Consider the following 21,701-nt stretch of genomic DNA (forward strand, 5'->3'; position numbering starts at 1 on the left):
CAGGACGGAGTGCGTGTGACCGATCACCCCAACCAGGTTCCCGCCGAGTACGTACCGCCCTCGGTATGGCGCAATCCCTGGCATTTCATCGCCTTCGGCTTCGGCTCCGGCACCCTGCCCAAGGCGCCCGGCACCTGGGGGTCGCTGGTGGCGCTGCCGTTCGTGCCGCTATGGCAGATGTTGCCGGACTGGGGCTACTGGCTGATGCTCGGGGTGACCATGCTGTTCGGCTTCTGGCTATGCGGCAAGGTGGCCGACGATCTGCGCGTGCACGACCACGAAGGCATCGTCTGGGACGAAATGGTCGGCATGTGGATCACCCTGTGGCTGGTGCCCGAGGGCTGGGTCTGGTTGCTGCTAGGCTTTCTCATGTTTCGCCTGTTCGACATCGTCAAACCCTGGCCGATTCGCTGGATCGATCGGCACGTGCATGGCGGTGTAGGCATCATGCTCGATGATGTCATCGCCGGGGTCTTTGCCTGGTTGGCGATGCAGGGATTGGTCTGGGGCTGGGCCAACTATGGAGCCGGGCTGGGTTTCTAAGGAGTGGACATGCGCATGAGGCAAGTCTGGCTGGGGATGCTGCTGATGCTCTCTGCCTTGTCTGGTGCTCAGGCCCAGGGCGAGCTGCCAGGTGAAATACGTCTGGCCAGTGAAATCTGGGAGGCCTATACCGAAGCCGATGGTACCGGTCTGGGCTGGGATGTCATGCGCGAGGTGTTCGAGCCGGCAGGCGTCCGTCTGGATATTCACAGCGTGCCATACACCCGTTCTGTCGGGTTGGTGCAGCGTGGCGAAGCCGATGCCTGGGTCGGTTCCTATCGTGACGAGGTCGAGGGGCCGGTGTTCTACCCCAAGCATCACTATGACCGTGATCAGATCGTCGCACTCGCCCTCAAGGACAAACCGGTGCCGACCTTGGACGGCCTGGGCAAGCACCGGCTGGTCTGGGTGCGAGGCTACGGTTACGAGGAATATCTGCCGAATGTGCACGACTACCGGGAAGTACAGCGGCGTGACGGTATCCTCGGCATGCTCGAGCTGGGCCACGCGGATTTCTATATCGATGCCCGTCCCGAGGTCGACTACGTACTGGGCCGGGCCGCCAAGCCTCAGCAATACCGGGTGACGAATCTGATGCAATTGCCGCTCTATCTCGGCTTTGCCGATACGCCACGCGGCCATATCCTGGCCAAGCTCTTCGATCAGCGTATGACGCAGCTGATCGCCAGTGGTGAGCTGCGGCCAATCTTCGAGCGCTGGCAGCAACCCTATCCCTTCGACTGAGCCGGGAGGCCTTCATACATGCAGCTTCGTCATTGTCTCGCCGCGCTGGCGCTGCTATGTGCGAGTTCTCCCTGGGCGGCCTCTCAGGTTCAGGTGGTCGGCCTGTTTCCCGGTGCGGCGGTGCTCAATGTCGATGGCCAGCGCAAGTTGGTGCGGGTCGGCCAGGCCGGCCCTGGCGGGGTGGAAGTGGTCAGCGTCGACAAGCAGGGCGCGGTGCTGCGTGTCGAGGGCGTCGAGCGCGTCTATCCACTGAGTCGTGAATACAGTGCCGGTTTCGCCGAGCCGGTAAGGAAGCGTCTGAGCATCGCCAAGGGCATCGGCGGACATTACTGGGTGGCCGGTTCGGTCAACGGCCAGACGGTGCAGTTTCTGGTGGATACCGGCGCCACCTCGGTGGCGCTCAACGACGCCCATGCCCGACGCCTGGGTATCGATTATCGAGTCAGTGGGCGGCCTCTGCAGGTCAACACCGCCAGCGGCGTTGCGCGTGGCTGGCGAGTGATGCTCGACCGGGTCAAGGTCGGCGATCTCGAGGTGCTCGGCGTCGAAGCTGTGGTGCTCGAAGGTGGCGCGCCGCATGAGGCGCTGCTGGGCATGAGCTTCCTCGGTCGGGTTGGCTGGCGCGAGGAGCAGGGGATGCTAGTGCTGGAGTCCAAGCTATGAGACTGCCATTGACCGTTTCGATACTGATGATCGGCAATTCTGACTGACCCGCCAGCGGGGGCTGCTGATACAATGCCGGCCCTGTTTCGTACTCATTGCTAGGAGTATCCGGTGTCCGTCGTGTTCGTCGCCGCCTCCCAACTGCCCACGCCCTTCGGTGTGTTCACCATGCACGGTTTCCTCGATGAGGCTACCGGCAAGGAACATGTCGCCCTGACCTTCGGCAACGTCGCCGACGGTGCACCGGTGCTGGGACGTCTGCATTCCGAATGCCTGACCGGCGACGCACTGTTCAGCTTGCGTTGCGACTGTGGTGCCCAGCTGCAGGCGGCGCTGCAGGCCATCGCCAACGAAGGCCGCGGCGTGCTGCTGTATCTGCGTCAGGAGGGCCGTGGTATTGGTCTGCTGAACAAGATTCGCGCCTATGAACTGCAGGACGGCGGTGCCGATACCGTGGAAGCCAACGAGCGCCTGGGTTTCGGCGCCGACCAGCGTGATTACGCCATCTGCCTGCCGATGCTCGAGCACCTGGGCATCGACAGCCTCAAGCTGATGACCAATAACCCGCGCAAGGTCAAAGCCTTGGGCGACATGGGCATCGCCGTGGATCACCGTGTGCCGCTGCAGATTGCGCACAATCCCTACAACAAGCGCTACCTCGCCACCAAGGCCGGCAAGCTCGGTCATATGCTGGGCAACCAGCATCAGGGCGAGACCGAGGAAAGCCTGTGACCCGAGGCCAGGTAAAGCGTCGCCTGGCGCTGGCCTGGTGGCGTCAGCTGGGCGTGGCGCTGGCGCCCGTGTTCATGTTCAACCTGCTGTTCGGCGGCGGTAGCACCACGGTGCTGACCATGCCGTTGTTCATCGCTGGCCTGGCTGCGATGTTCGTCAGCCTGCCGTTGTTCTCCGCTTACAAACGCGCTCTGATCGCGACCGAAAAGGCTCTCGACAGCGACGACGAACCTGCCGCCTGGCTGGAGCTGGATCGTGTCCGTCTGCGTGCCTTGCTCGGTGCTGCGCTGCCTGCGTGGATCGCTGCGTTGGCAGTCCTCGCTGGCCTCGAGGCGATCCCGTTGGTACTGCTGGCGCTGTCGTCCATCGTGCTGCACAGCCTCTACCGCATACCCCGCCAGTTGGGCTGATGCGCACGCTGCTGCTCGCGCTCTGCCTGCTGGCGTTGCCGCTGACAGCCGCCGAGCGGGTGATCAGCCTGGCCCCATCGCTCAGTGAAATCATGCTCGATCTGGATGCCGCCGACCTGCTGGTCGGCGTGCTCGACGGTGATGAGCGTCCCGCCGCGCTGGCGCATCTCCCCACAGTCGGTCGTTATGGCCAGCTGGAATTCGAGCGTCTGTTACAGCTGGCGCCGGATCTGATCCTCATCGCGCCTGGCAGTGTGCCGCCGGCGCAACAAGCGCAGTTGCAGCGTTTCGGCATTGACCTGCTGATTGTCGAGCCGCAGCGCCTCGAGCAACTCGGCGAGGCCTTCATGCGTATTGGCGAGCAAGTGGGCCGGGCCGAGCAGGGGACGCGGCTGGCGGCTGAGTTTCGCGCCGAACTGGATGCGCTGCGCCAGCGCTATCGGCGGGAGCAGCCCCTTGCGGTGTTCTACCAAGTCTGGCACCAACCGCTTTACACCATTGGTGGCGAGCAACTGATTGGTGACGCCTTGCAGGTGTGTGGAGCGCGCAACCTGTTCGCCGACCTGCCGCAGCCGGCGCCGCAGGTAAGCGTCGAGGCGGTGCTGGCGCGTGATCCGGACGTGATACTCGGTGGCAGCAATGCCGAGCTGAGCGCCTGGCAAGCCTGGCCGCAGTTGCATGCGGTGCGGCTGGGACAGGTCTGGGCGGTGCCGGACAAGGGCCTGGAACGGCCTAGCCGGCAGATGCTGGGTGCCATCGAGCAGTTGTGCGTGTTGATGGCCGAGGCACGGTAGCGTTACGTGGGTTGCATATGGTTGCGTAGGGTGCGCTTGTTGCGGTGGTTGCGTGATTCACTGTGCTTGATGCGGCGTAACCCACCATTGGTGCAAGGCGATCCATCGCCTGGTGGGTTACGTGGGGCGGCCATCCGAGCGCGCTGCCTGTATCTGCGTTTGCAAGATTGGTGTTCAGCTCCGCTAAACCACCCTACGCAGATTGCACATCAACTTTAGAGTTGCGGCGTCCAGGTGACGGCGAATAGTGCGGTGCGGCCGGCGCTGTTGTAGCCGAAACGGCCATTGGGTGTACTGTAGGTCGCTTCTGCATAGTCCTTGTCCAGCAGGTTATCCAGCTTCAGGCTCAGCCCCAGTTCCTCATTGGCCTGCCAGGCGGCGCGCAGGCTCAGCAGGCCGTAGCCGCTCATTTCGATCTCGTTGTCGGCGTCGTCGTAGCGACCACTGATCGCACGCCAGCCTGCGCCCACCGACACATCGCCAAAGCGGCGGTCGACGTCCAGGCTCAAAGTGCGTTTGGCGCGGCGCTGCAGGGTATGGCCGCTGGCGCGGTCACGCGGGTCGATCAGGGCCAGCGCGAGATTGCCTTGCCAGCCGAACAACTCCTGCTGCACGGCGGCTTCGAAGCCATTGATCCGGGCTGTCTGGACGTTCTGTGGAATGAAGTTCTCGTCCAGGACGATGGCGTCCTCGATATCGGTTCGATACACGGAAGCCTGCAACGATCCTGTGTCGCTGTAGCGGCTACGCCATTGCAGCTCGTAGCTCTTGGAGCGTTCCGGGGCGAGGTCGGGATTGGCACTGGGGAAGCACATGCCACCAAAGCAGAAGTCCGGGTAGTAAAGGTCGTTGAAGGTCGGGGCGCGGAAGCCTTCGCTATACGACAGGATCAGGTCGTTGGCGTTGTTGAGGGGTAAGGTCAATGACGCGTTCCATGTGTTCTCGTTACCAAATTGCTGGTTGTCGTCGTGGCGCACCCCTAGCTCGGTCGAGAACGTTTCTCCGATATAACGATGCTGAACGAAGGTCGCGCGGTTCCAGCGTGAGTCCTCGACAAAGTCCGTCGTGCCCTGCGCTCGATCTTCATACCAGTCCAGACCTAGCAGCAGTTGGTGGTTTTCGTTGAGTGTCAGGGTGTTCAGCCAGTTGGCTGCGTCACGGTAGGTATTGAACTGGCTGACGGTACCGCCTGCCTGGTCGTTGCCGCTGTCGCGCTTGTCCTCGCTGTGTCCCAGTTCCAGGCGGCTGCTCCAGACTTCGGTAACACGAGCCTCGATAAAACCAGAGATGCTGCTGAGCAGAAAATCGGTGGTTGGCAGGGAGCCAGTGAAGGTGTCGTCATACTCCACCTGCCCGCGCTGATCGAGCGCAGTGACGCCAACCTCCAGCGAGTCGTTGAAGCGGTGCGACAGATTCAGGCTTAACGAGCGGTTGCGGTAGGCGTCGTCGTCGCCATTGGCGCCGAAACCGTCGCGGGTTGCGTCAATACCGGCTGTTTCGTCCAGGGCGGCGCCGAGGTGAAAGCGAGTGCGCTTGTCGCCGCCGGAGAGGCCGAGGCTGCGCTGGTAAGTGCTATCACTGCCAGCCGCCAGACGCGCGTAAGGCTTGAGTCCCTGGCCATCGCCCTGGCGAGTGAAGATCTGAATCACCCCGCCAATGGCGTCTGAGCCGTATAGCGCCGAACGCGCTCCACGAACCACTTCGATACGTTCGATCTGCTCGGGGGCGAGAAACTCGAGGCTGCTGGTGCCGCTGGAGGCTGCCGCGATACGTTGCCCGTCGACCAGGACCAGGGTTTGTGCCGTGCTGGTGCCGCGCAGGAACACGCCCGTCTGGCTGCCTGCACCGCCAGTGCGGACGACGCTGAGGCCGGGCACACGCTCCAATAGCTCGGTAACGCTGCTGACCTGCAGGCGCTCGATGTCGTCCCGTTTGAACACCGTGGTGGCGGCGGTAGCCTGCGCTTGCGGTTCGGCCAGGCGCCCGGAGGTGACGACCAGTGGCTCGGCCACGTAGGTTTCGGCGGCCAGCGAAAGACCTGGCATGACGGCGATGGCCAGAGCCAGACGAGACAGTTTCATTATTTTTCCTCAACAGTCGGCAGACGTTCGAGGAGGGCAGGCGCAAGCGCGGGCAGGACGGCGCTTGACCGTGTCGCCCTCCGCAACACCAGTCGCACCGCCTTGGCCGGTCTCCGGGCTCTCGACCCGCGTCCACCTTCCCAGGCTTGGCCCAGTGGCTGTTGGACGTGGCGCAAGCTCAGCGCTTGCTGTCGATTACCGTTGCGGGGGCAGCGTCGGGTTTGCTCAACACAAGCGCACCGACTTCCCGTTTAACACTGCTTGCGCAGCGCACCCTGGCGGAACATGAATGGCGCGCACCTTAGTGCGCGCGAGTATGAATGACAAGCAAGCGCCGCTCATTCAGCGATGAGTGGTGCTCATGCTCAGATCGCTCTTCATCCTGGGCGGCGCTTGCCAGCCATGCTGGATCGTCGTGCGCTGATCAGTCTGGGGCTCCTGATGGCTGAGGCGGCTCGCCGTCTTGTGCAGATCGAGCACCAGTTGCGCCAGGACTTGTGCTGCTTGCAGGGTTTCATCTGCGCTCTGGCTACTGCGTTCGGCGGCGCCGGTAATGGCCTGGGCCTGATCGTTGACTGCATGCACCTGCGCCAGTTGAGATTGCATGCCCTGACTCAACTGGCCAAGGCGGCTCTGCATCGCTTCCACTTCGTGCTGGATGCGCGCCAGGGCTGCGGTGGCTTCATCGGAACGCGTCACGCTGCGCTGCGCCGCTTCCTGGCAACTGCGCATGCTGCTCATGCTGTCCAGGGTCTGCTGGCGCACGCTGGCCAAGGTGGTGGTGATCTCCTCGGTCGCTTGCGCCGTGCGCTGCGCCAGGTTGCGTACTTCATCTGCCACCACCGCGAAGCCGCGGCCGCTGTCGCCGGCACGGGCGGCTTCGATCGCAGCGTTCAGGGCCAGCAGGTTGGTTTGTTCGGCGATGGCGTGGATCGACTCGCTGATGTGCTGAATCTCTTCGGTCTGTCGATTCAGTGCCTGCAGGGATTGGCTGGACTGTTCGATGCGCTCGGCCAGCTGGCTGACTTCCTCGGCATTCTGGTTAACCGCAGCGCTGCCCTGGCGCGTCATGGCCAGAGCCTGTTGCGAGGCGCGTTCGCTGTCGAGGATGTGCGTTGTGGCCTGGCCGATGCTGTGGTTGACCTCGACCATCGCGCGGGCAGTGGAGGTCGCCGCGTTCTGTCCCTGGGTAGCACACTGGCTGGCATTGATGGAGGTGCGCGTCAGTCCTGTGGAGGTCTGTTGCAGGGCCGTACCGGCAGTGAGGATGCCCTGCATGGTGTGGTCCATCTTGTCGACGAAGCTGTTTACCCAGCCGGCCAGCGCGCCGGCTTCGTCACTGCCGAACAATTCGGGGGCCAGGCGGTTGCTCAGTGGTGCGCCGCATTCGGCGGTTTCCAGGAAGAAGTCCGAGAGAGCCTGGAGCCTGCGCACGCGCGGACGCAGGCTCAAGCCCCAGTAAGCGAACATCATGGCCGCTGTGGCGATCATGCCGGCCTGTACCGCGAAGGCCGGCACCAGTTGCTGCAGTTGCCACTGCAGCAACCCCAAGGCCAGTAGACCAAGGAGCAGGTGGCTGGAAAGCGTATAGCTGAGGCTGCGCTGACGGTAAACCTCCTCCAGGTCGCCCTCGCACATCAGCCCCCAGGTATCGGGCGAGCCGGGCATCTGCAGGGTCAGTCCGGCGCCGATCACCGGGATGTGCCGGTAATCCGGGTAGCCCGGGTAAAGGGCGAAAAGGTTCCTGCCGTTGCGGATGGTTTCGCGCACCCCCGGGTGCAGCTCGCCCGTTGCTGGATCGGTGAAGCGCAGCTCGAACTCGGTATGGTTCTGCACCCGAACGGTGCCGAAAGCGGTTTTTACGCCCTGTTTCAGGTTGTCGCCGCCGCTGAAGGTATCGTCTTCGAAGCGCGAGCGGGACAGGGCGGTGCCCGGGGCGATCTGCGGGTCATGACGGCTTTGCACCATGAACAGGTAGTTGTCACCCGAGTCGCGGTAGACGTGTCCGGCCTCGCGCTGGATCAGGTCGCTCAGCACGTCGTTGGGAATGCGTGCGCACAGGCAACCGACTACCTTGCCGGCATGGCGCAGCGGCTGATGGAACATCAGGGTAACGGCGTCATGGAACTTGGAGGTGGTCGCACCCAGTTGCCGGGTCACCGGGTCGACATAAGGACCGTGCAGGAAGGGTGCGGCCAGGCCGGCGGCGAGGGGCTTTGCATCGTGGCGCTGACCTGCGCGGGGTGCATGAGTGGAGGCGATAACGAGGCCACTGACGTCCACCACGAACAGCTCGGAGACTTCCGGCATGTGGCTGTGCGCTCTCTGCAACTCGCTGTTGGCCGTGATGGGCCAGGCCTGCTGCAGGCCACTGGCGATCAGCTCGAACTCTTGCCAGTGCTGGCGCGCCCAGTTGACCAGCAGGTCGACACGGGTTTGCGCCAAGCCGGCGAAGGTTTTCTCGACGCGCGCCACCTGTCCGGCATTGAGCAGGCATGACCAGCGCATGGCCAGTTTGCCGGTTTTGCCGAACCAGGGCAGCCAGCGCCGTTCCTGTCCGGTGAAGTTCATCTGATGACTGCGTAACGACATGATGCGCCCCTGTCCGCTGCTCAATGCTGAGAGCGTAGCCCAAATATTTTGCAATAATTGGGCCGTGCAGGGCGTCAGATCAGGGCTGTAGCAAGTTCAGGCGTTGGCGTACTGCGTGTTCGATACCGGCTTCGTCGAGGCCGCACTCGGCCAGCATCTGGCTCGGTTTGGCGTGTTCGACATAGTAGTCCGGCAGGCCCAGATGGAGCATCGGCACCTGGCGGTTCTCGGCGGCGAAGAACTCGCTGACCGCGCTGCCGGCGCCGCCCATGATGCTGTTCTCCTCAATGGTCACCAGCAGCACGTGGCTGCTCGCCAGCTCGCGCAGCAGCGCTTCGTCCAGCGGTTTGACGAAACGCATGTCGACCACCGTGGCGTCCATTGTCTCACCCACGCGCAAGGCTTCGGCCAGTTGCACGCCGAAGGCCAGCAGGGCAACGCCCTTACCCTGGCGGCGCACTACGGCTTTGCCGATTTCCAGTGGCTCCAGGCCAGCATCGAGCGGCGCGTTGGGGCCGCTGCCGCGTGGGTAGCGCACCGCCGCCGGGCCGTCGAACAGGTGGCCGGTGTTGAGCATGCGGCGCAGCTCGTTCTCGTCGCTCGGGGTCATCACCAGCATGCCGGGGATGCAGCGCAGGTAGGAGATATCGAAGCTGCCGGCATGGGTCGGGCCGTCTTCGCCCACCAGGCCGGCGCGGTCGATGGCGAACAGCACGTCGAGGTGCTGCACGGCCACGTCGTGGATCAACTGGTCATAGGCGCGCTGGAGGAAGGTGGAGTAGATCGCCACCACCGGCTTGGCGCCTTCGCAGGCCATACCGGCGGCGAGGGTCACGGCGTGCTGCTCGGCAATCGCCACGTCGAAGTAACGATCGGGGAAGAGCTCGGCGAAGGCCACCAGGTCGGAGCCCTCCTTCATCGCCGGGGTGATGCCAACCAGGCGGTTATCGGCTGCGGCCATGTCGCACAGCCACTGGCCGAACACGTTGGAGTATTTCGGGCCGCTTGGCTTCTTCGGTGCGGCCACCGGGGTCACAGGCTCCAGCTTGGTGATGGCGTGGTAGCCGATGGGGTCGGCCTCGGCCGGGGCGAAGCCCTTGCCCTTCTTGGTCACCACATGCAGGAACTGCGGGCCGTCCAGATCGCGCATATTGCGCAGGGTGGCGAGCAGCGTCGGCAGGTCGTGGCCGTCGATGGGGCCGACGTAGTTCCAGCCCAGTTCCTCGAACAGGGTGCCGGGTACCAGCATGCCCTTGGCGTGTTCCTCGACCTTGCGCGCGATTTCCCATGCGCCGGGCAGGCGCGAGAGGATCTTCTTGCTGCCCTCGCGCATGCTGGCGTAGGTGCGGCTGGAGATGATCTTGGCCAGGTAGTTGGACAGGCCGCCGACATTCTTGGAGATCGACATGTCGTTGTCGTTGAGGATCACCAGCATGTTGGCGCCGACGTCGGTGGCGTGGTTCAGCGCTTCGAAGGCCATGCCGGCGGTCAGTGCGCCGTCACCGATCACCGCTACGCTCTTGCGCTTCTCGCCCTTCAGGCGAGCAGCAATGGCCATGCCCAGCGCCGCGCTGATGCTGGTGCTGGAGTGGCCGACGCCGAAGGTGTCGTATTCGCTCTCGCTACGCCGTGGGAAGGCGGCCAGGCCGTCCTTCTGGCGCAGCGTGCCCATGCGCTCGCGACGGCCGGTGAGGATCTTGTGCGGGTAGGCCTGATGGCCGACGTCCCACACCAGACGGTCATCGGGGGTGTCGAAGACGTAGTGCAGGGCGATGGTCAGCTCGACCACCCCGAGGCCGGCACCGAAGTGCCCGCCGCTCTGACCCACGCAGTAGAGCAGGTACTGGCGCAGTTCGTCGGCGAGGGTTTCCAGGTCCGCTTCGGCCAGGCGGCGCAGTTCGTCGGGCGTGTTGGCGCTGTCGAGCAGCGGCGTCAACGGGCGCTCGCGGGGGATCTCGTGGAAAGTGGTCGGCATCAGGCGAATCGTTATAGGCGTAAAAGATGCGGCAGTTTACCTGATGCCAGGAAAACAGCCCAATCCGCTGTCCATATCGCCGTTACTGGTAGTTTCGTGCGAGGAAGTCCAGCAGCAGGGCGCTGACCCGCTCGCCGCATTCGGCCTGCAGCCAGTGGCCTGCGCCGGGCAGGTCGTGGCGTTCCAGGTGCGGCACCTTGTCGCCCATGCGCTTGAGCGTCGGTGCCTCGAAGCGGCCCACCGGGTCATTCTCCCCGAGCAGGAACAGCGTCGGCTGCGTGATCTGCAGACCCGCCAGATGCTCGCTGCGTTGCCAGTTGCGCTCGAAGTTGCGGTACCAGTTCAGCGCGCCGCGAAAGCCGTGGCGCTCGAAGGTGCGCAGGTAGTGGGCGAACATCGCCTCGCTGCACCAGGGTGGCAGCGGCAGGTCGTCCGGCATGCCATCGAACAGCCGCGCATCGGCCGGCTTGTCCGCTGCCAGCAGGGCATCGTCCAGGCCGCCAAGCAGCAGGCGCAGGCTGCGGCCGATGTCGTCGTCCAGTTCGGCCTCGGCCAGCCCCGGTTGCTGGAAGTAGAGGATGTAGTGAAAGCGCCCGGCATAGGCCTCGCGCATCATCTCGATGGCCGGGCGTTTCGGCCGGCCGCCGAAGGGCACCGACAGCGCCCCGAGCACCTTGACCCGCTGCGGCTCCAGCAGCGCCAGATGCCAGGCCACCGGCGCGCCCCAGTCGTGGCCGACCACCGCTACCTCGCGCTGGCCGAGCATGTCCATCGCCGCCTGGATATCGCCGCATAGGGTGAGCAGGTCATAGGCCGTCGGATCGGCCGGTGCGCTGCTGGCGCCGTAGCCGCGCATTTCCGGGGCGAACACGCGATAGCCGGCGGCGGCCAGTGCCTCGATCTGCGGATGCCAGGTGTACCAGCACTCGGGAAAACCATGCAGCAGCCACACCGGCTTGCCGTGCTCGGGGCCGGCGCTGTACAGGCTGAGTTCAATGCCGTTGACGGCGAGCAGGCGGTGATCGATATGCATGGCGATGTCCTTACCAGGTGTCGATGAAGGGACGTTTCTTGCCATCGCGCCGAAGCGGTCGTGGCGCCGCATTGAGACCGCGCAGCAACCAGGCGCGGCTGTCGGCCGGATCGATCACGGCGTCGATCTCCAGATAGCTGGCCATGTTCAGCGCCTTGCCGTTGTCGTAGGCCTTGGCCACCAGCTTGTCGAACAGCGCCTGACGCGCAGCCTCGTCCGGCTGGGCTGCCAGTTCCTTGGCGAAGCCCAGGCGCACGGCACCCTCCAGGCCCATGGCGCCGAACTCGCCGCTGGGCCAGGCGGCAGTGAACAGCGGCGAATGGAAACTGCCGGCGGCCATGGCCTGGGCACCGAGGCCGTAACCCTTGCGCAGCACCAGGGTGAAGAAAGGCACCGTGAGGCTGGCGGCGGTGACGAACAGGCGCGAAACGTGGCGCACCGTGGCCTGCTTCTCCGCCTCCGGGCCGACCATGAAACCGGGGGTGTCGCACAGCGAGACGATGGGCAGGTCATGCGCTTCGCACAGTTGCAGGAAGCGTGCGGCCTTATCGCCGGCCACGGCATCGATGGCGCCGCCTAGGTGCGCGGGATTGTTGGCGATCAGGCCGAAGGGCTTGCCCTCGATGCGGATCAACGCGGTGATCAGACCGGGGGCGAACTGGCGACGCAGTTCCAGCACACTGTCGTGATCGGCGAGCAGCTCGATTACTTTGCGGATGTCATACACGCGCAGGCGGTTTTCCGTGATCACATGGCGCAGCTCGCGGGGATCGCTGCACTGCCAGTCGGCCACCGGGCCCTGGAAATAGCCCAGGTACTGCTTGGCCACGGCGACCGCTGCGGCTTCGTCTTTCACTAGCACATCGATCACCCCGTTGGGGCCCTGCATGCTGGTCGGGCCGACCTGTTCGGGGGTGAAGCTGCCCAGACCGCCACCTTCGATCATCGCCGGGCCGGCCATACCGATAGTCGCGTTCTTCGTTGCGATGATCACGTCGCAGCAGCCGAGCAGCGCGGCGTTGCCGGCGAAGCAGCGACCGGAGACCACGCCCACCGTCGGCACCAGGCCGGAGAGTCTGGCCATGGCGACGAAGGTGTGGCAGTCCAGCCCGGCCACGCCGACAAAGTCGGTATCGCCCGGCCGCCCGCCGCCGCCTTCGGCGAACAGCACCACCGGCAGGCGCCATTGCTCGGCCAGGGCCAGCATGCGGTCGGTCTTCTTGTGGTTCATCACCCCCTGGGTGCCGGCGAATACCGTGTAGTCGTAGGCGATGGCCATGCAGCGCGCCGCCTCGCTGCCGAAACGCGCGGCGTTCACCGTACCGATGCCGGCGACCAGGCCGTCGGCCGGGCTCAGCTCCAGCAGTTCCTCGGGCGAACGGCGACGGCGCTGGGCAGCCAGGGCCATGGCGCCGTATTCGATGAAGCTGTCGTCATCGAGCAAGTCGGCGAGGTTTTCCCTTACGGTGCGCTGACCGGTCTTACGCCTTTTCGCCACGGCTTCGGGGCGGCGCGCGTCGGTCAGGCGCGCGTGGCGTTCCAGCACTTCGGCCAGATCGGCGCGGATATGCGCCAGGTCGACTGCCTGCTCGCCATGGGTGTCTAGGCCATCCACCTCGGCAGGTTCCAGGAACGCCAGCGCCTGGCCCTCACCGATGGCGTCACCGGGTACCACGGCCAGCGCACGGACGATGCCGCTGTGCTCGGCCTTGACCTCGAATTCCATCTTCATCGCTTCCAGCACGGCGATGCGCTGGCCTACGGCCACGGCGTCGCCTTCGGCCACCGCCAGGCTGACCAGCACGCCGGCGCTGGCGGCGGTCAGGGCCAGGGTGCCGGGCGGGGCGTCGACATTGGCCTTGGCGTTGTGCAGCGCGGTGTCAGTGGAGAAGTAGCGGTGTGGATGGGCCTGCTCGCGAGCGGCCAGCAACTCGCCCAGGTGACGCTCGACATAAGTAGTGTCGACCTGGTTGGCGATCACCGCCTCGCATTGCAGCAGGTTCTGCAGCAGGTGCAGGTTGCTCGCCACGCCGTCGAGGCGAAACTCGCACAGCCCCCGGTAGGCACGGCGCAGGGCGCTGGGGTAGTCGCTGGCGCTGGCGATCAGCTTGGCGATCAACGAGTCGTAGGCCGGGCTGACGGCGTAGCCGGCATAGCCGCAGCCATCCACGCGCAGGCCGGGGCCGCTGGGCGGCTGGTAGGCGCTGAGTACGCCGCTGGCCGGGCGCGCGCAGCCATCGGCGAGCAGGGTTTCCAGATTCAGGCGCACCTGCACGGCATAGCCGTTGGTCGTCGGTGGTGTAAGCAGATTCAGCTCGGCCAGGCTACTGCCGGCGGCCAGGTGCAGTTGCGTGTGCAGCAGATCGACACCGGTGACCTGCTCGGTGACGGTGTGCTCCACCTGCACGCGCGGGTTGGCCTCCATGAAATAGAAGCGCCCTGGCTGGTCGAGGTCGAGGAGGAACTCGAAGGTGCCGATGCCTCGATACTGCACCTCGGCCGCCAGGCGCAGGGCGCTGGCGATGATGGCGTCACGGGTGGACGCATCCATATCTGGGCTGGGCGCGATCTCCACCAGCTTCTGGTGGCGGCGTTGCAGGCTGCAGTCGCGCTCCCACAGATGGCTGACCGCGCCGCTGCCGTCACCGAGCACCTGCACTTCGATATGCCGGGCACGGCGCACGCGCTTTTCCACGTACAGCGCGCCGCTGCCGAAGGCGCCCTGGGCCTCGGAGGCGCAGCGGGTAAAGGCCTCGGCCAGTTGCGCCGGATCGTCCACTGCACGCATGCCGCGCCCGCCACCGCCGGCCAGGGCCTTGAGCATCACGCTGCCGTGTTCGGCTTGGAAGGCGGCGGCCTGCTCCAGCGTCACCGCCTGGTTGATGCCGGGCACCAGTGGTACGTCGCAGTGCTGGGCGAGATCACGGGCGGCGGCCTTGTCGCCGAACAGTTGCAGGGTTTCTGGTGAAGGGCCGATGAAGGTCAGCCCGGCGACCTGGCAGCGGCGGGCGAATTCGGTGTTCTCGGCGAGAAAACCGTAGCCGGGGTGGATGGCTGTGCAGCCCTCTTCACGGGCGATGGCGATCAACTGATCCATATCCAGATAGGCGGAGACGCCGCGCCCGACCAGCGCCACGGCTTGGTCGGCCTTGCGGGTGTGCAGGCAGGCGCTGTCGTCTTCGGCATACACCGCCACGCTGCGGATTCCGAGGTCGGCGCAGGCCTGGGCGATGCGGATGGCGATCTCGCCGCGGTTGGCGATCAGCAGGGCGGGGAAGGGCATGGCGGCTCCGGACGTCTTGTCGTTATGGAGCCATCTTAGGAGGCTGGTCGCAGGGGTAAAGCAAGCCTTATGCGGCGATCATGCCGGCATAGATGCCAATGATGATGCCGAGCGTAGGGTGCGCCGTGCGCACCAGCGCTTACCTGCTAGCTGCGCCGTTCGACGATATAGCGCGCCAGTTCGCGCAGCGGCTCGGCCTGGCTGCCGAACGGGCGCAGCACGTGCAGGGCCTGGTCGCGCAGTTCCAGGGCATAGTCCTTGGCTGCGTCGAGGCCGAGCAGGGCGGGGTAGGTGGGCTTGTCGTTGGCCTCGTCCTTGCCCTGGGTCTTGCCCAGGGTGGCGGTGTCGCTCTCCACGTCGAGAATGTCGTCCTGCACCTGGAAGGCCAGACCGACGGCGCGGGCGTACTGCAGCAGTGCCTTGAGGCTGAGTTCGTCGGCGTTGCCGCTGGCCAGGGCGCCGAGCAGTACGCTGGCTTCGATCAGCGCGCCGGTCTTGTGCCGGTGCATGGTTTCCAGCGCCGCCTGGTCGAGCTGCTGCCCCACCGAGCCGAGGTCGATGGCTTGGCCGCCAACCATGCCGGCCGGCCCAACTGCGCTGCTCAGGGCATCGATCATCTGCAGACGCACTTCGGCGTCCTGCGGGTTGCGCCGGCGGTCGGCGAGCACCTCGAAGGCCAGGCTCTGCAGGCCGTCACCGGCGAGGATGGCACTGGCCTCGTCGAAGGCCTTGTGAGTGGTGGGTTGGCCGCGGCGCAGATCGTCGTCGTCCATCGCCGGCAGATCGTCATGCACCAGCGAGTAGGCATGGATCAGCTCCACCGCACAGGCAGCGCCATCGGCACGTTCAAGATTACCTTCGAGAGCCTCGCAAGCGGCATAGACCAGCAGTGGGCGCACGCGCTTACCGCCGTTCATCACGCTGTAGCGCATGGCCTGGTAGAGGCGCTCCAGCTCTGTGCGCGGAGCTTGAAACAGCGCCTCCAGTGCCGTGTCGACGCGGGTCTGGCAGCGTTTCTGATACGCCGCAATCATGCGGGCTCGTCCGTGTCGAAGGGGGCGGGCTGCAACTCACCGTCGCGCTCGAGCAGAATCTGCACCTTCTGCTCGGCCTGGGCCAGGGCGGCCTGACATGCACGGGTCAGGCCGATGCCCTGCTCGAAAGCAGTCAGCGAGTCTTCCAGCGACAGCTCGCCGCTCTCCAGGCGCTCGACCAGAGTCTGCAACTCGGCGAGGGAGTGTTCGAAGTCGGGGGCGGCTTTTTTGCGGGCCATGGCGGCGAGTCTCGGGCAGCTTGGAAACCGCGCGACACTAGCAGAGCTAGGCCACTCGGGCAAATCAGTGGGCCTTGCAGGGAACAATTGAAAGGCGTTGAAAGCTGCTCTCTGTTGGAGCGGATTTATCCGCGAAATTCGCGGTGGAAGCCGCTCCTACGGAAGGCGCCTGGGATGCCCAGCTGCGGGAGTGCCGCGATTTTCAGACGGCGAAGTAGGTGCTCCAGAAGTAATGCAGGGTCATCGTGCTACCGACCAGGATGACGAAGCTGCGCAGCAGCGCCGGCGGCAGTTTTTCGCCCAATGCGCCGCCAGCGTAACCGCCGATGGTGGCGCCAGTTAGCAGGATGGCCAACTCGTACCAGCTGACCCGGCCGGCGATCACGAAGGTCAGCGTGGCGATGCTGTAGATCACCGCCGAGATCAGGTTTTTCAGCGCATTGGCGCGGGCCAGCGGGTGGCCTTCGATGGAGAATGCGGCGAGCTGCAGGATGCCCATGCCGGCACCGAAGTAGCCGCCGTAGATCGACACGCCGATGTGTGCACCCAGCGACAACGGCGTGTGCGGCGGATGCTTGGACACCTTGCGTCGTGCTGCCAGCCAGCGGCCCAGCCAGGGGCTGGCGGCGAACAGCGCGGTGGCGGCCAGCAACAGCCAGGGGATCAGCACGCGGAATACATCGTCGCCGCCGGCCAGCAGCAACAGGCCGCCGAGCAGGCCACCGGCCAGGCCGGCCAGCAGCAGTGGAAGCAGGTAGCGTCCCAGCGGCCGCAACGAGGCGCGCGCGGCCCAGGCGCCGGCCAGGCTGGCCGGCCATAGCGCCACGGCGTTGGTGGCATTGGCGGTCACCGGTGGTAGGCCGGCGGCGAGCAGGGCGGGGAAGGAGAAAAAGGTGCCGCCGCCAGCCAGGGCATTCATACCTCCGGCGGCGAAACCGGCGAGGGCCAACAGCAGCAGATCGGACAGAGACATCAGGCAGGCTCGCACAAAAAGAGTGCAGCATAGAGCTGACCCTTCGGTCAGCCAAGTGCGACCAAAGTGACCAACCTGCCAATTGTCGCCTGTGCCAGGGCTGTGCTTTGCGGCATCATCGCAGGCATCCGCCTTTGGTGCTCCCGATGAACATCGACACCCGTATCAAGTTCCGCCACCTGCTGTGCTTTCTCGAGATCGCCCGCCAGCGCAGTTTCGCCAAGGCGGCCGATGCCCTGGCGGTAAGCCAGCCGGCGATTTCCAAGACGCTCAAGGAACTGGAGGAGATTCTCGCCGCCAGTTTGTTCGAGCGCAGCAAGAGTGGCGTGACCCTGACGGCCGCCGGCGTGGCCTTTATGCGTTACGCCGGGCCCTGCGTGCAGGCGCTGCGCGATGGGGTGAACAGCCTGCGCGAGGGTGAGCACGAGGCCGGCCAGGTGCGAGTCGGCGTGCTTTCTACGGTAGAGAGCCTGCTGATTCCCGAGGTGGTGCGGCGTCTGCATCAGCGTCACGCGGCGCTGGTGGTCAACGTCGCCACCGGACCGGGTGCCTACCTGCTCGGTCAGTTGCGCGTTGGCGAGCTGGATCTGGTGGTCGGGCGCATGACTGACAGCCCGGACATCCAGGGTCTGACCTTCGAGCACCTGTACAGCGAATCCATGACTCTGGTGGTGCGTCCCGGTCATTCACTGCTGGCTGCCGGCGCCGCCGCGCTGGGACAGCTTGGCGATTACCCACTGGTGCTGCCGACGGCCGGCACCACCATCCGCAAGCATGCCGACAGCCTGTTCGTGCAGTGCGGGGTGACGCCTTCGCGGCAGCGCCTGGAAACCCTGTCGCCGGCGCTGAGTCGGCGCTACGTGCTGTCCGGCGATGCGCTGTGGGTGGCGCCGCAGGACGCGGTGTGCCTGGACGTGCAGCGCGGCGAGCTGGTCGAGCTGCAGCTGGGCGTGCAGGAACCAGGCGGCTCGGTGGGCATCTGCCGCAACAGCGCGCTGGCCCTGCCGCTGGCCGCCGAGCAGTTCTGCGCGGCGCTGCGTGAGGTGGCCGAAGCCTACCGCGAAGGGCTTTTTTCATAACCATTTGGTTATGGATAGACGGCGTCTTTTCAATATTCCCCGCGTCTGCTTTGTCGGAAACTGTGTTTCAGCCTGATCCCAGGTCGACTCCACAATACTCACAACAGGAGCGCACCATGCCTGCCGAGGACAATCGCCGTTTCGTCATTCGTGACCGCAACTGGCACCCCAAAGCCCTGACGCCCGATTACAAGACCTCCATCGCCCGCTCGCCGCGTCAGGCGTTGGTAAGCATCCCGCAGTCGATTTCCGAAACCACCGGCCCGGACTTCTCGCACCTCAAGCGTGGTGAGCACGACAACGACCTGCTGCTCAACTTCAACAACGGTGGCCTGCCCATCGGCGAGCGCATCATCGTTTCCGGGCGGGTGATGGATCAGTACGGCAAGCCGATCCCGCATACCCTGGTGGAGATGTGGCAGGCCAACGCCGGCGGCCGCTACCGCCACAAGAACGACCGCTACCTGGCGCCGCTCGACCCCAACTTTGGCGGCGTCGGCCGCGCGCTGACCGACAGCGAAGGTCGCTATATCTTCCGCACCATCAAGCCCGGCCCCTACCCCTGGCGCAATGGCCCCAACGACTGGCGCCCGGCGCATATCCACTTCTCGCTCAACGGCCCGTCGATCGCCACGCGTCTGATCACTCAACTGTATTTCGAGGGCGATCCGCTGATCCCGCTGTGCCCGATCGTCAAGTCGATCGCCAACCCGGACGCGGCGCAGACGCTGATCGCCAAGCTGGACATGAGCACGGCCAACCCCATGGACTGCTTGGCCTACCGTTTCGATATCGTGCTGCGTGGCCAGCGTAAAACCCATTTCGAGAACAAATAAGGAGGGATGACCATGCCTGTTGAACTGCTGCCGGAAACCCCTTCTCAAACCGCCGGCCCCTACGTGCATATCGGCCTGGCCCTGGCCGCTGCCGGCAACCCGACCCGCGCGCAGGAAATCTGGAATCAGATGGCGGGGCCCGATGCGCCAGGCGAGCACATCGTGCTGGTTGGCCATGTCTATGACGGCAACGGCCACCTGGTGCGCGACGCCTTCCTCGAGCTGTGGCAGGCCGACCACCAGGGCCAGTACGACGAGGATTACGACCAGTCCAAACCGTTCAACGGTTTTGGTCGTACCGCCACTACCTTCGATGCCGGTAGCGAGTGGACCGCCTATACGGTCAAGCCGGGCGTGGTGCACAACGCCGCCGGCGTGCCGATGGCGCCGCACGTCAACGTCGCGCTGTTCGCCCGTGGCATCAATATTCACCTCAACACTCGCCTGTATTTCGAGGACGAGGCCGAGGCCAACGCCAAGGACCCGGTGCTCAACCTGATCGAGCAGCCGCAACGCCGTGAGACGCTGATCGCCAAGCGCTGCGAGGTGGACGGCAAGCCGGCCTACCGCTTCGATATCCGTATCCAGGGGGACGGCGAGACAGTGTTCTTTGACTTCTGACCCGGTGGCGCCCGCCGAGGCGTTGCGCCGTCACTTCGACCGCGAGCTGGCGGCCCGGGGCTTTCGCGCCGACCCCGCCCAGCAGCGGGCCATCGCCCAACTTGCCGACTGGCTGGGCGCGCAGCTGGCGCCCAAGCGGCGCTGGCGGCGTCCGGCTGCGGGTGTCTACCTGTGGGGCGGTGTCGGGCGCGGCAAGAGCTTCGTCATGGATTGCCTGTTCGCCGCCGCGCCGGTGGCGAACAAGCGCCGGGTGCACGTGCACGGTTTTCTCCAGGAGCTGCAACAGCGCCTGAACGCCTACAGCGGCCAGCCCGAGCCGCTGGCCCGGGTCGCCACCGACCTGGCCGGCGAAGCGCGCCTGCTGTGCTTCGATGAATTCCATGTGCACGACATCGGCGACGCCATTCTCCTCGGGCGCCTGCTCGAATGCCTGCTGCGTGAAGGCGTGGCGTTGGTGTTCACGTCCAATTTCGCACCGGCCAGGCTGTGCCCGAACCCGCTCTATCATGTACGCTTCAGGCCGTTCATCGCGTTGCTGCAGCGCCATTGCCAGCTACTCGAATTGGACGCCGGCGAAGACTATCGCCAGCGCACCCGGCACGATTGGGGGCGCTTCATCCAGGCGCCTGCCGAGCGGGCCGACAGCCTGTTGTGCCGCGCCTTGCAGATCGTGGCGGGTGAGGGCGGCGAGCTGGAACTGAACCGCCGCTCGTTCGCCCTGCGGGGGCGAAGCGGGCAGGGGATCTGGCTGGATTTTTCGGCGCTGTTCGAGGTGCCGTCATCGACCGCGGATTACCTGTGGTTGTGCGAACATCTCGCTTGCGTCGCCGTCAGTAACGTTCCGCCGCTGCATCGGCTGTCACTGGATGTGCAGCAGCGGGTGATCAATTTCATCGATGTTGCCTACGACAGTGGGGTGGTCCTGCTGCTCGCCAGCGAGTCGAGCCTGGAGCAGGTGTGCGCCGATATCGGCACCAGCGATTTCAGCCGCACCCGCAGCCGTTTGCAGCAACTGTCCAGCTCTGTGGAGAACTGCGTCGCGTGTTAGCCGTACTCAGCATTACCGCACCGATTTTCATCCTGATCGGTCTGGGTTTCGTGTCGGTACGGGGTGGTCTGGTCAACCGCGAACAACTGCGCGGCATGGGCACCTTCGTCATCACCTTCGCCCTGCCCGCCCTGGTATTCAACGCCCTGGCCAAGCGGCCGCTGAGTGAGGTGCTCAACGTGCCGTACATGGGCGCCTATGCCCTGGGCTCGCTGGCGATCTTCGCCATCGGTTTTACCGTGGCCTTCGGGTTGCGCCGGCAGGGCGTGTCGCGCAGCGCGATCATGGCCCTGGGCGTGTCGGTGTCCAACAGCGGTTTCATCGGTTACCCGATCGCGCTCACGGTGCTGGGCGAGCAAGCTGCCGTGGCGCTGGCCCTGGGCATGCTGGTGGAAAACCTGCTGATGATCCCCCTGGCCCTGATGCTCGCCGAGGGCGGGCAGCAGCAGGCGCAGTCGAAGTGGGCGGTGCTGGGTGAAACCCTCAAGCGCCTGCTGAAGCATCCGATCATCATCGGTATCAGTCTGGGCCTGGTTGTCTCGTTGCTGGGGATCGACCTGCCGACCCTGCTGAGCCGGCCCATCGACATGCTGGCCAGTGCCTCGGCGCCGGTGGCGCTGTTCGTCATCGGCGGCACCCTGTACGGCATGAAGGCCAATGGCGTGTGGCGCGAGGTGGCGCAAATCAGCCTGGCCAAGCTGCTGTTGCACCCGCTGGCGGTGTTCACCGCACTGATGCTGATGCCCGGTATCGAGCCGCACATGCTGGTGGCCGGGGTGCTGTTCGCCAGTGCGCCGATGCTGAGCATCTACCCGATAATGGGCCAGCGCTTCGGCCTCGAGGAACGTTGCGCGGCGGCGCTGGTCGGGGCGACCGTGTTGGCGTTCTTCACTATCAGTGCGCTGATCGGCTTCATCGAATTCCGCGGGCTGCTCGCGTAAGCAGTGGCGAACCCCGCCCGCGCCCCGAGGGGTACCTGACCGTAACGGCCGGGGCTGGGCGGCGGCAAGGGTATTGAGCC

Annotated in this window: 19 protein-coding genes and 1 riboswitch; of the genes, 11 read left to right on the forward strand and 8 right to left on the reverse strand. The window is 65.2% G+C overall.

What is annotated here, in order from left to right; translation table 11 throughout:
* Positions 1-15: 15 nt before the first annotated feature.
* The 6 genes from BM186_RS22710 to BM186_RS22735 all read left to right on the forward strand — a co-directional run bounded on the left by BM186_RS22710 (position 16) and on the right by BM186_RS22735 (position 3,886).
* The gene (locus BM186_RS22710) at positions 16-543 is read left to right on the forward strand and encodes a phosphatidylglycerophosphatase A family protein (protein ID WP_017675578.1); all 528 of its coding nucleotides are present in this window, start codon (positions 16-18) and stop codon (positions 541-543) included.
* Between the two features lie 9 nt (positions 544-552).
* The gene (locus BM186_RS22715; RefSeq protein WP_074918555.1) at positions 553-1,287 is read left to right on the forward strand and encodes a substrate-binding periplasmic protein; all 735 of its coding nucleotides are present in this window, start codon (positions 553-555) and stop codon (positions 1,285-1,287) included.
* Positions 1,288-1,305: 18 nt separating this feature from the next.
* Positions 1,306-1,950, forward strand: a complete 645-nt coding sequence (locus BM186_RS22720; protein WP_074918557.1) for a retropepsin-like aspartic protease family protein — start codon at positions 1,306-1,308, stop codon at positions 1,948-1,950.
* Between the two features lie 111 nt (positions 1,951-2,061).
* On the forward strand, positions 2,062-2,682 hold the full coding sequence (ribA, locus tag BM186_RS22725; protein ID WP_017675575.1) for a GTP cyclohydrolase II: 621 nt from the start codon (positions 2,062-2,064) through the stop codon (positions 2,680-2,682).
* Entirely contained in the window at positions 2,679-3,092 is a 414-nt protein-coding gene (locus tag BM186_RS22730; RefSeq protein WP_074918559.1) for an MFS transporter, read from the forward strand. The genes ribA and BM186_RS22730 overlap by 4 nt, the downstream gene beginning before the upstream one ends.
* Positions 3,092-3,886, forward strand: coding sequence for a cobalamin-binding protein (locus tag BM186_RS22735; RefSeq protein WP_074918561.1), 795 nt, complete (start codon positions 3,092-3,094; stop codon positions 3,884-3,886). Before BM186_RS22730 ends, BM186_RS22735 begins: the two co-directional genes overlap by 1 nt.
* A 215-nt stretch (positions 3,887-4,101) precedes the next feature.
* Here the strand turns inward: BM186_RS22735 and BM186_RS22740 are convergent, their stop codons facing one another.
* The 8 genes from BM186_RS22740 to BM186_RS22775 form a co-directional block, all read right to left on the reverse strand.
* Positions 4,102-5,967, reverse strand: a complete 1,866-nt coding sequence (locus BM186_RS22740; protein ID WP_074918563.1) for a TonB-dependent receptor domain-containing protein — start codon at positions 5,965-5,967, stop codon at positions 4,102-4,104.
* Between the two features lie 87 nt (positions 5,968-6,054).
* A riboswitch (cobalamin riboswitch) is annotated at positions 6,055-6,260 on the reverse strand.
* 49 nt (positions 6,261-6,309) lie between these two features.
* On the reverse strand, positions 6,310-8,559 hold the full coding sequence (locus BM186_RS22745; protein WP_241519885.1) for a methyl-accepting chemotaxis protein: 2,250 nt from the start codon (positions 8,557-8,559) through the stop codon (positions 6,310-6,312).
* Positions 8,560-8,638: 79 nt separating this feature from the next.
* Entirely contained in the window at positions 8,639-10,534 is a 1,896-nt protein-coding gene (gene dxs / locus BM186_RS22750) for a 1-deoxy-D-xylulose-5-phosphate synthase (protein ID WP_074918567.1), read from the reverse strand.
* Positions 10,535-10,616: 82 nt separating this feature from the next.
* A complete protein-coding gene (locus BM186_RS22755; protein WP_074918569.1) occupies positions 10,617-11,567 on the reverse strand; it encodes an alpha/beta fold hydrolase in 951 nt (316 codons plus the stop codon).
* A gap of 10 nt (positions 11,568-11,577) precedes the next feature.
* A complete protein-coding gene (locus tag BM186_RS22760; protein ID WP_074918571.1) occupies positions 11,578-14,850 on the reverse strand; it encodes a carboxyl transferase domain-containing protein in 3,273 nt (1,090 codons plus the stop codon).
* Positions 14,851-14,996: 146 nt separating this feature from the next.
* Positions 14,997-15,884, reverse strand: coding sequence for a polyprenyl synthetase family protein (locus tag BM186_RS22765; RefSeq protein ID WP_074918573.1), 888 nt, complete (start codon positions 15,882-15,884; stop codon positions 14,997-14,999).
* Positions 15,881-16,123: an exodeoxyribonuclease VII small subunit gene (locus BM186_RS22770; RefSeq protein WP_074918574.1), complete on the reverse strand. Its 243-nt coding sequence runs from the start codon at positions 16,121-16,123 to the stop codon at positions 15,881-15,883. The genes BM186_RS22765 and BM186_RS22770 overlap by 4 nt, the downstream gene beginning before the upstream one ends.
* Before the next feature lie 202 nt (positions 16,124-16,325).
* Entirely contained in the window at positions 16,326-17,096 is a 771-nt protein-coding gene (locus BM186_RS22775; RefSeq protein WP_074918576.1) for a sulfite exporter TauE/SafE family protein, read from the reverse strand.
* A 146-nt stretch (positions 17,097-17,242) separates the two neighbouring features.
* Between BM186_RS22775 and pcaQ the strand changes: the two genes are divergently transcribed.
* From pcaQ to BM186_RS22800, 5 genes are all read left to right on the forward strand, one after another.
* Positions 17,243-18,175, forward strand: coding sequence for a pca operon transcription factor PcaQ (pcaQ, locus tag BM186_RS22780; protein WP_074918578.1), 933 nt, complete (start codon positions 17,243-17,245; stop codon positions 18,173-18,175).
* A gap of 116 nt (positions 18,176-18,291) precedes the next feature.
* Positions 18,292-19,011: a protocatechuate 3,4-dioxygenase subunit beta gene (gene pcaH, locus BM186_RS22785; RefSeq protein ID WP_074918580.1), complete on the forward strand. Its 720-nt coding sequence runs from the start codon at positions 18,292-18,294 to the stop codon at positions 19,009-19,011.
* Between the two features lie 12 nt (positions 19,012-19,023).
* On the forward strand, positions 19,024-19,632 hold the full coding sequence (gene pcaG, locus BM186_RS22790; protein ID WP_074918582.1) for a protocatechuate 3,4-dioxygenase subunit alpha: 609 nt from the start codon (positions 19,024-19,026) through the stop codon (positions 19,630-19,632).
* 4 nt (positions 19,633-19,636) lie between these two features.
* Entirely contained in the window at positions 19,637-20,680 is a 1,044-nt protein-coding gene (gene zapE, locus BM186_RS22795; protein WP_083431641.1) for a cell division protein ZapE, read from the forward strand.
* Positions 20,674-21,621 (forward strand): AEC family transporter, encoded by a 948-nt coding sequence (locus BM186_RS22800; protein WP_072424476.1) that lies wholly within the window; start codon positions 20,674-20,676, stop codon positions 21,619-21,621. Before zapE ends, BM186_RS22800 begins: the two co-directional genes overlap by 7 nt.
* Positions 21,622-21,701 lie beyond the last annotated feature (80 nt).

The organism is Ectopseudomonas toyotomiensis (assembly GCF_900115695.1).
In the GTDB taxonomy this organism is placed as follows: Bacteria; Pseudomonadota; Gammaproteobacteria; order Pseudomonadales; family Pseudomonadaceae; genus Aquipseudomonas; species Aquipseudomonas toyotomiensis.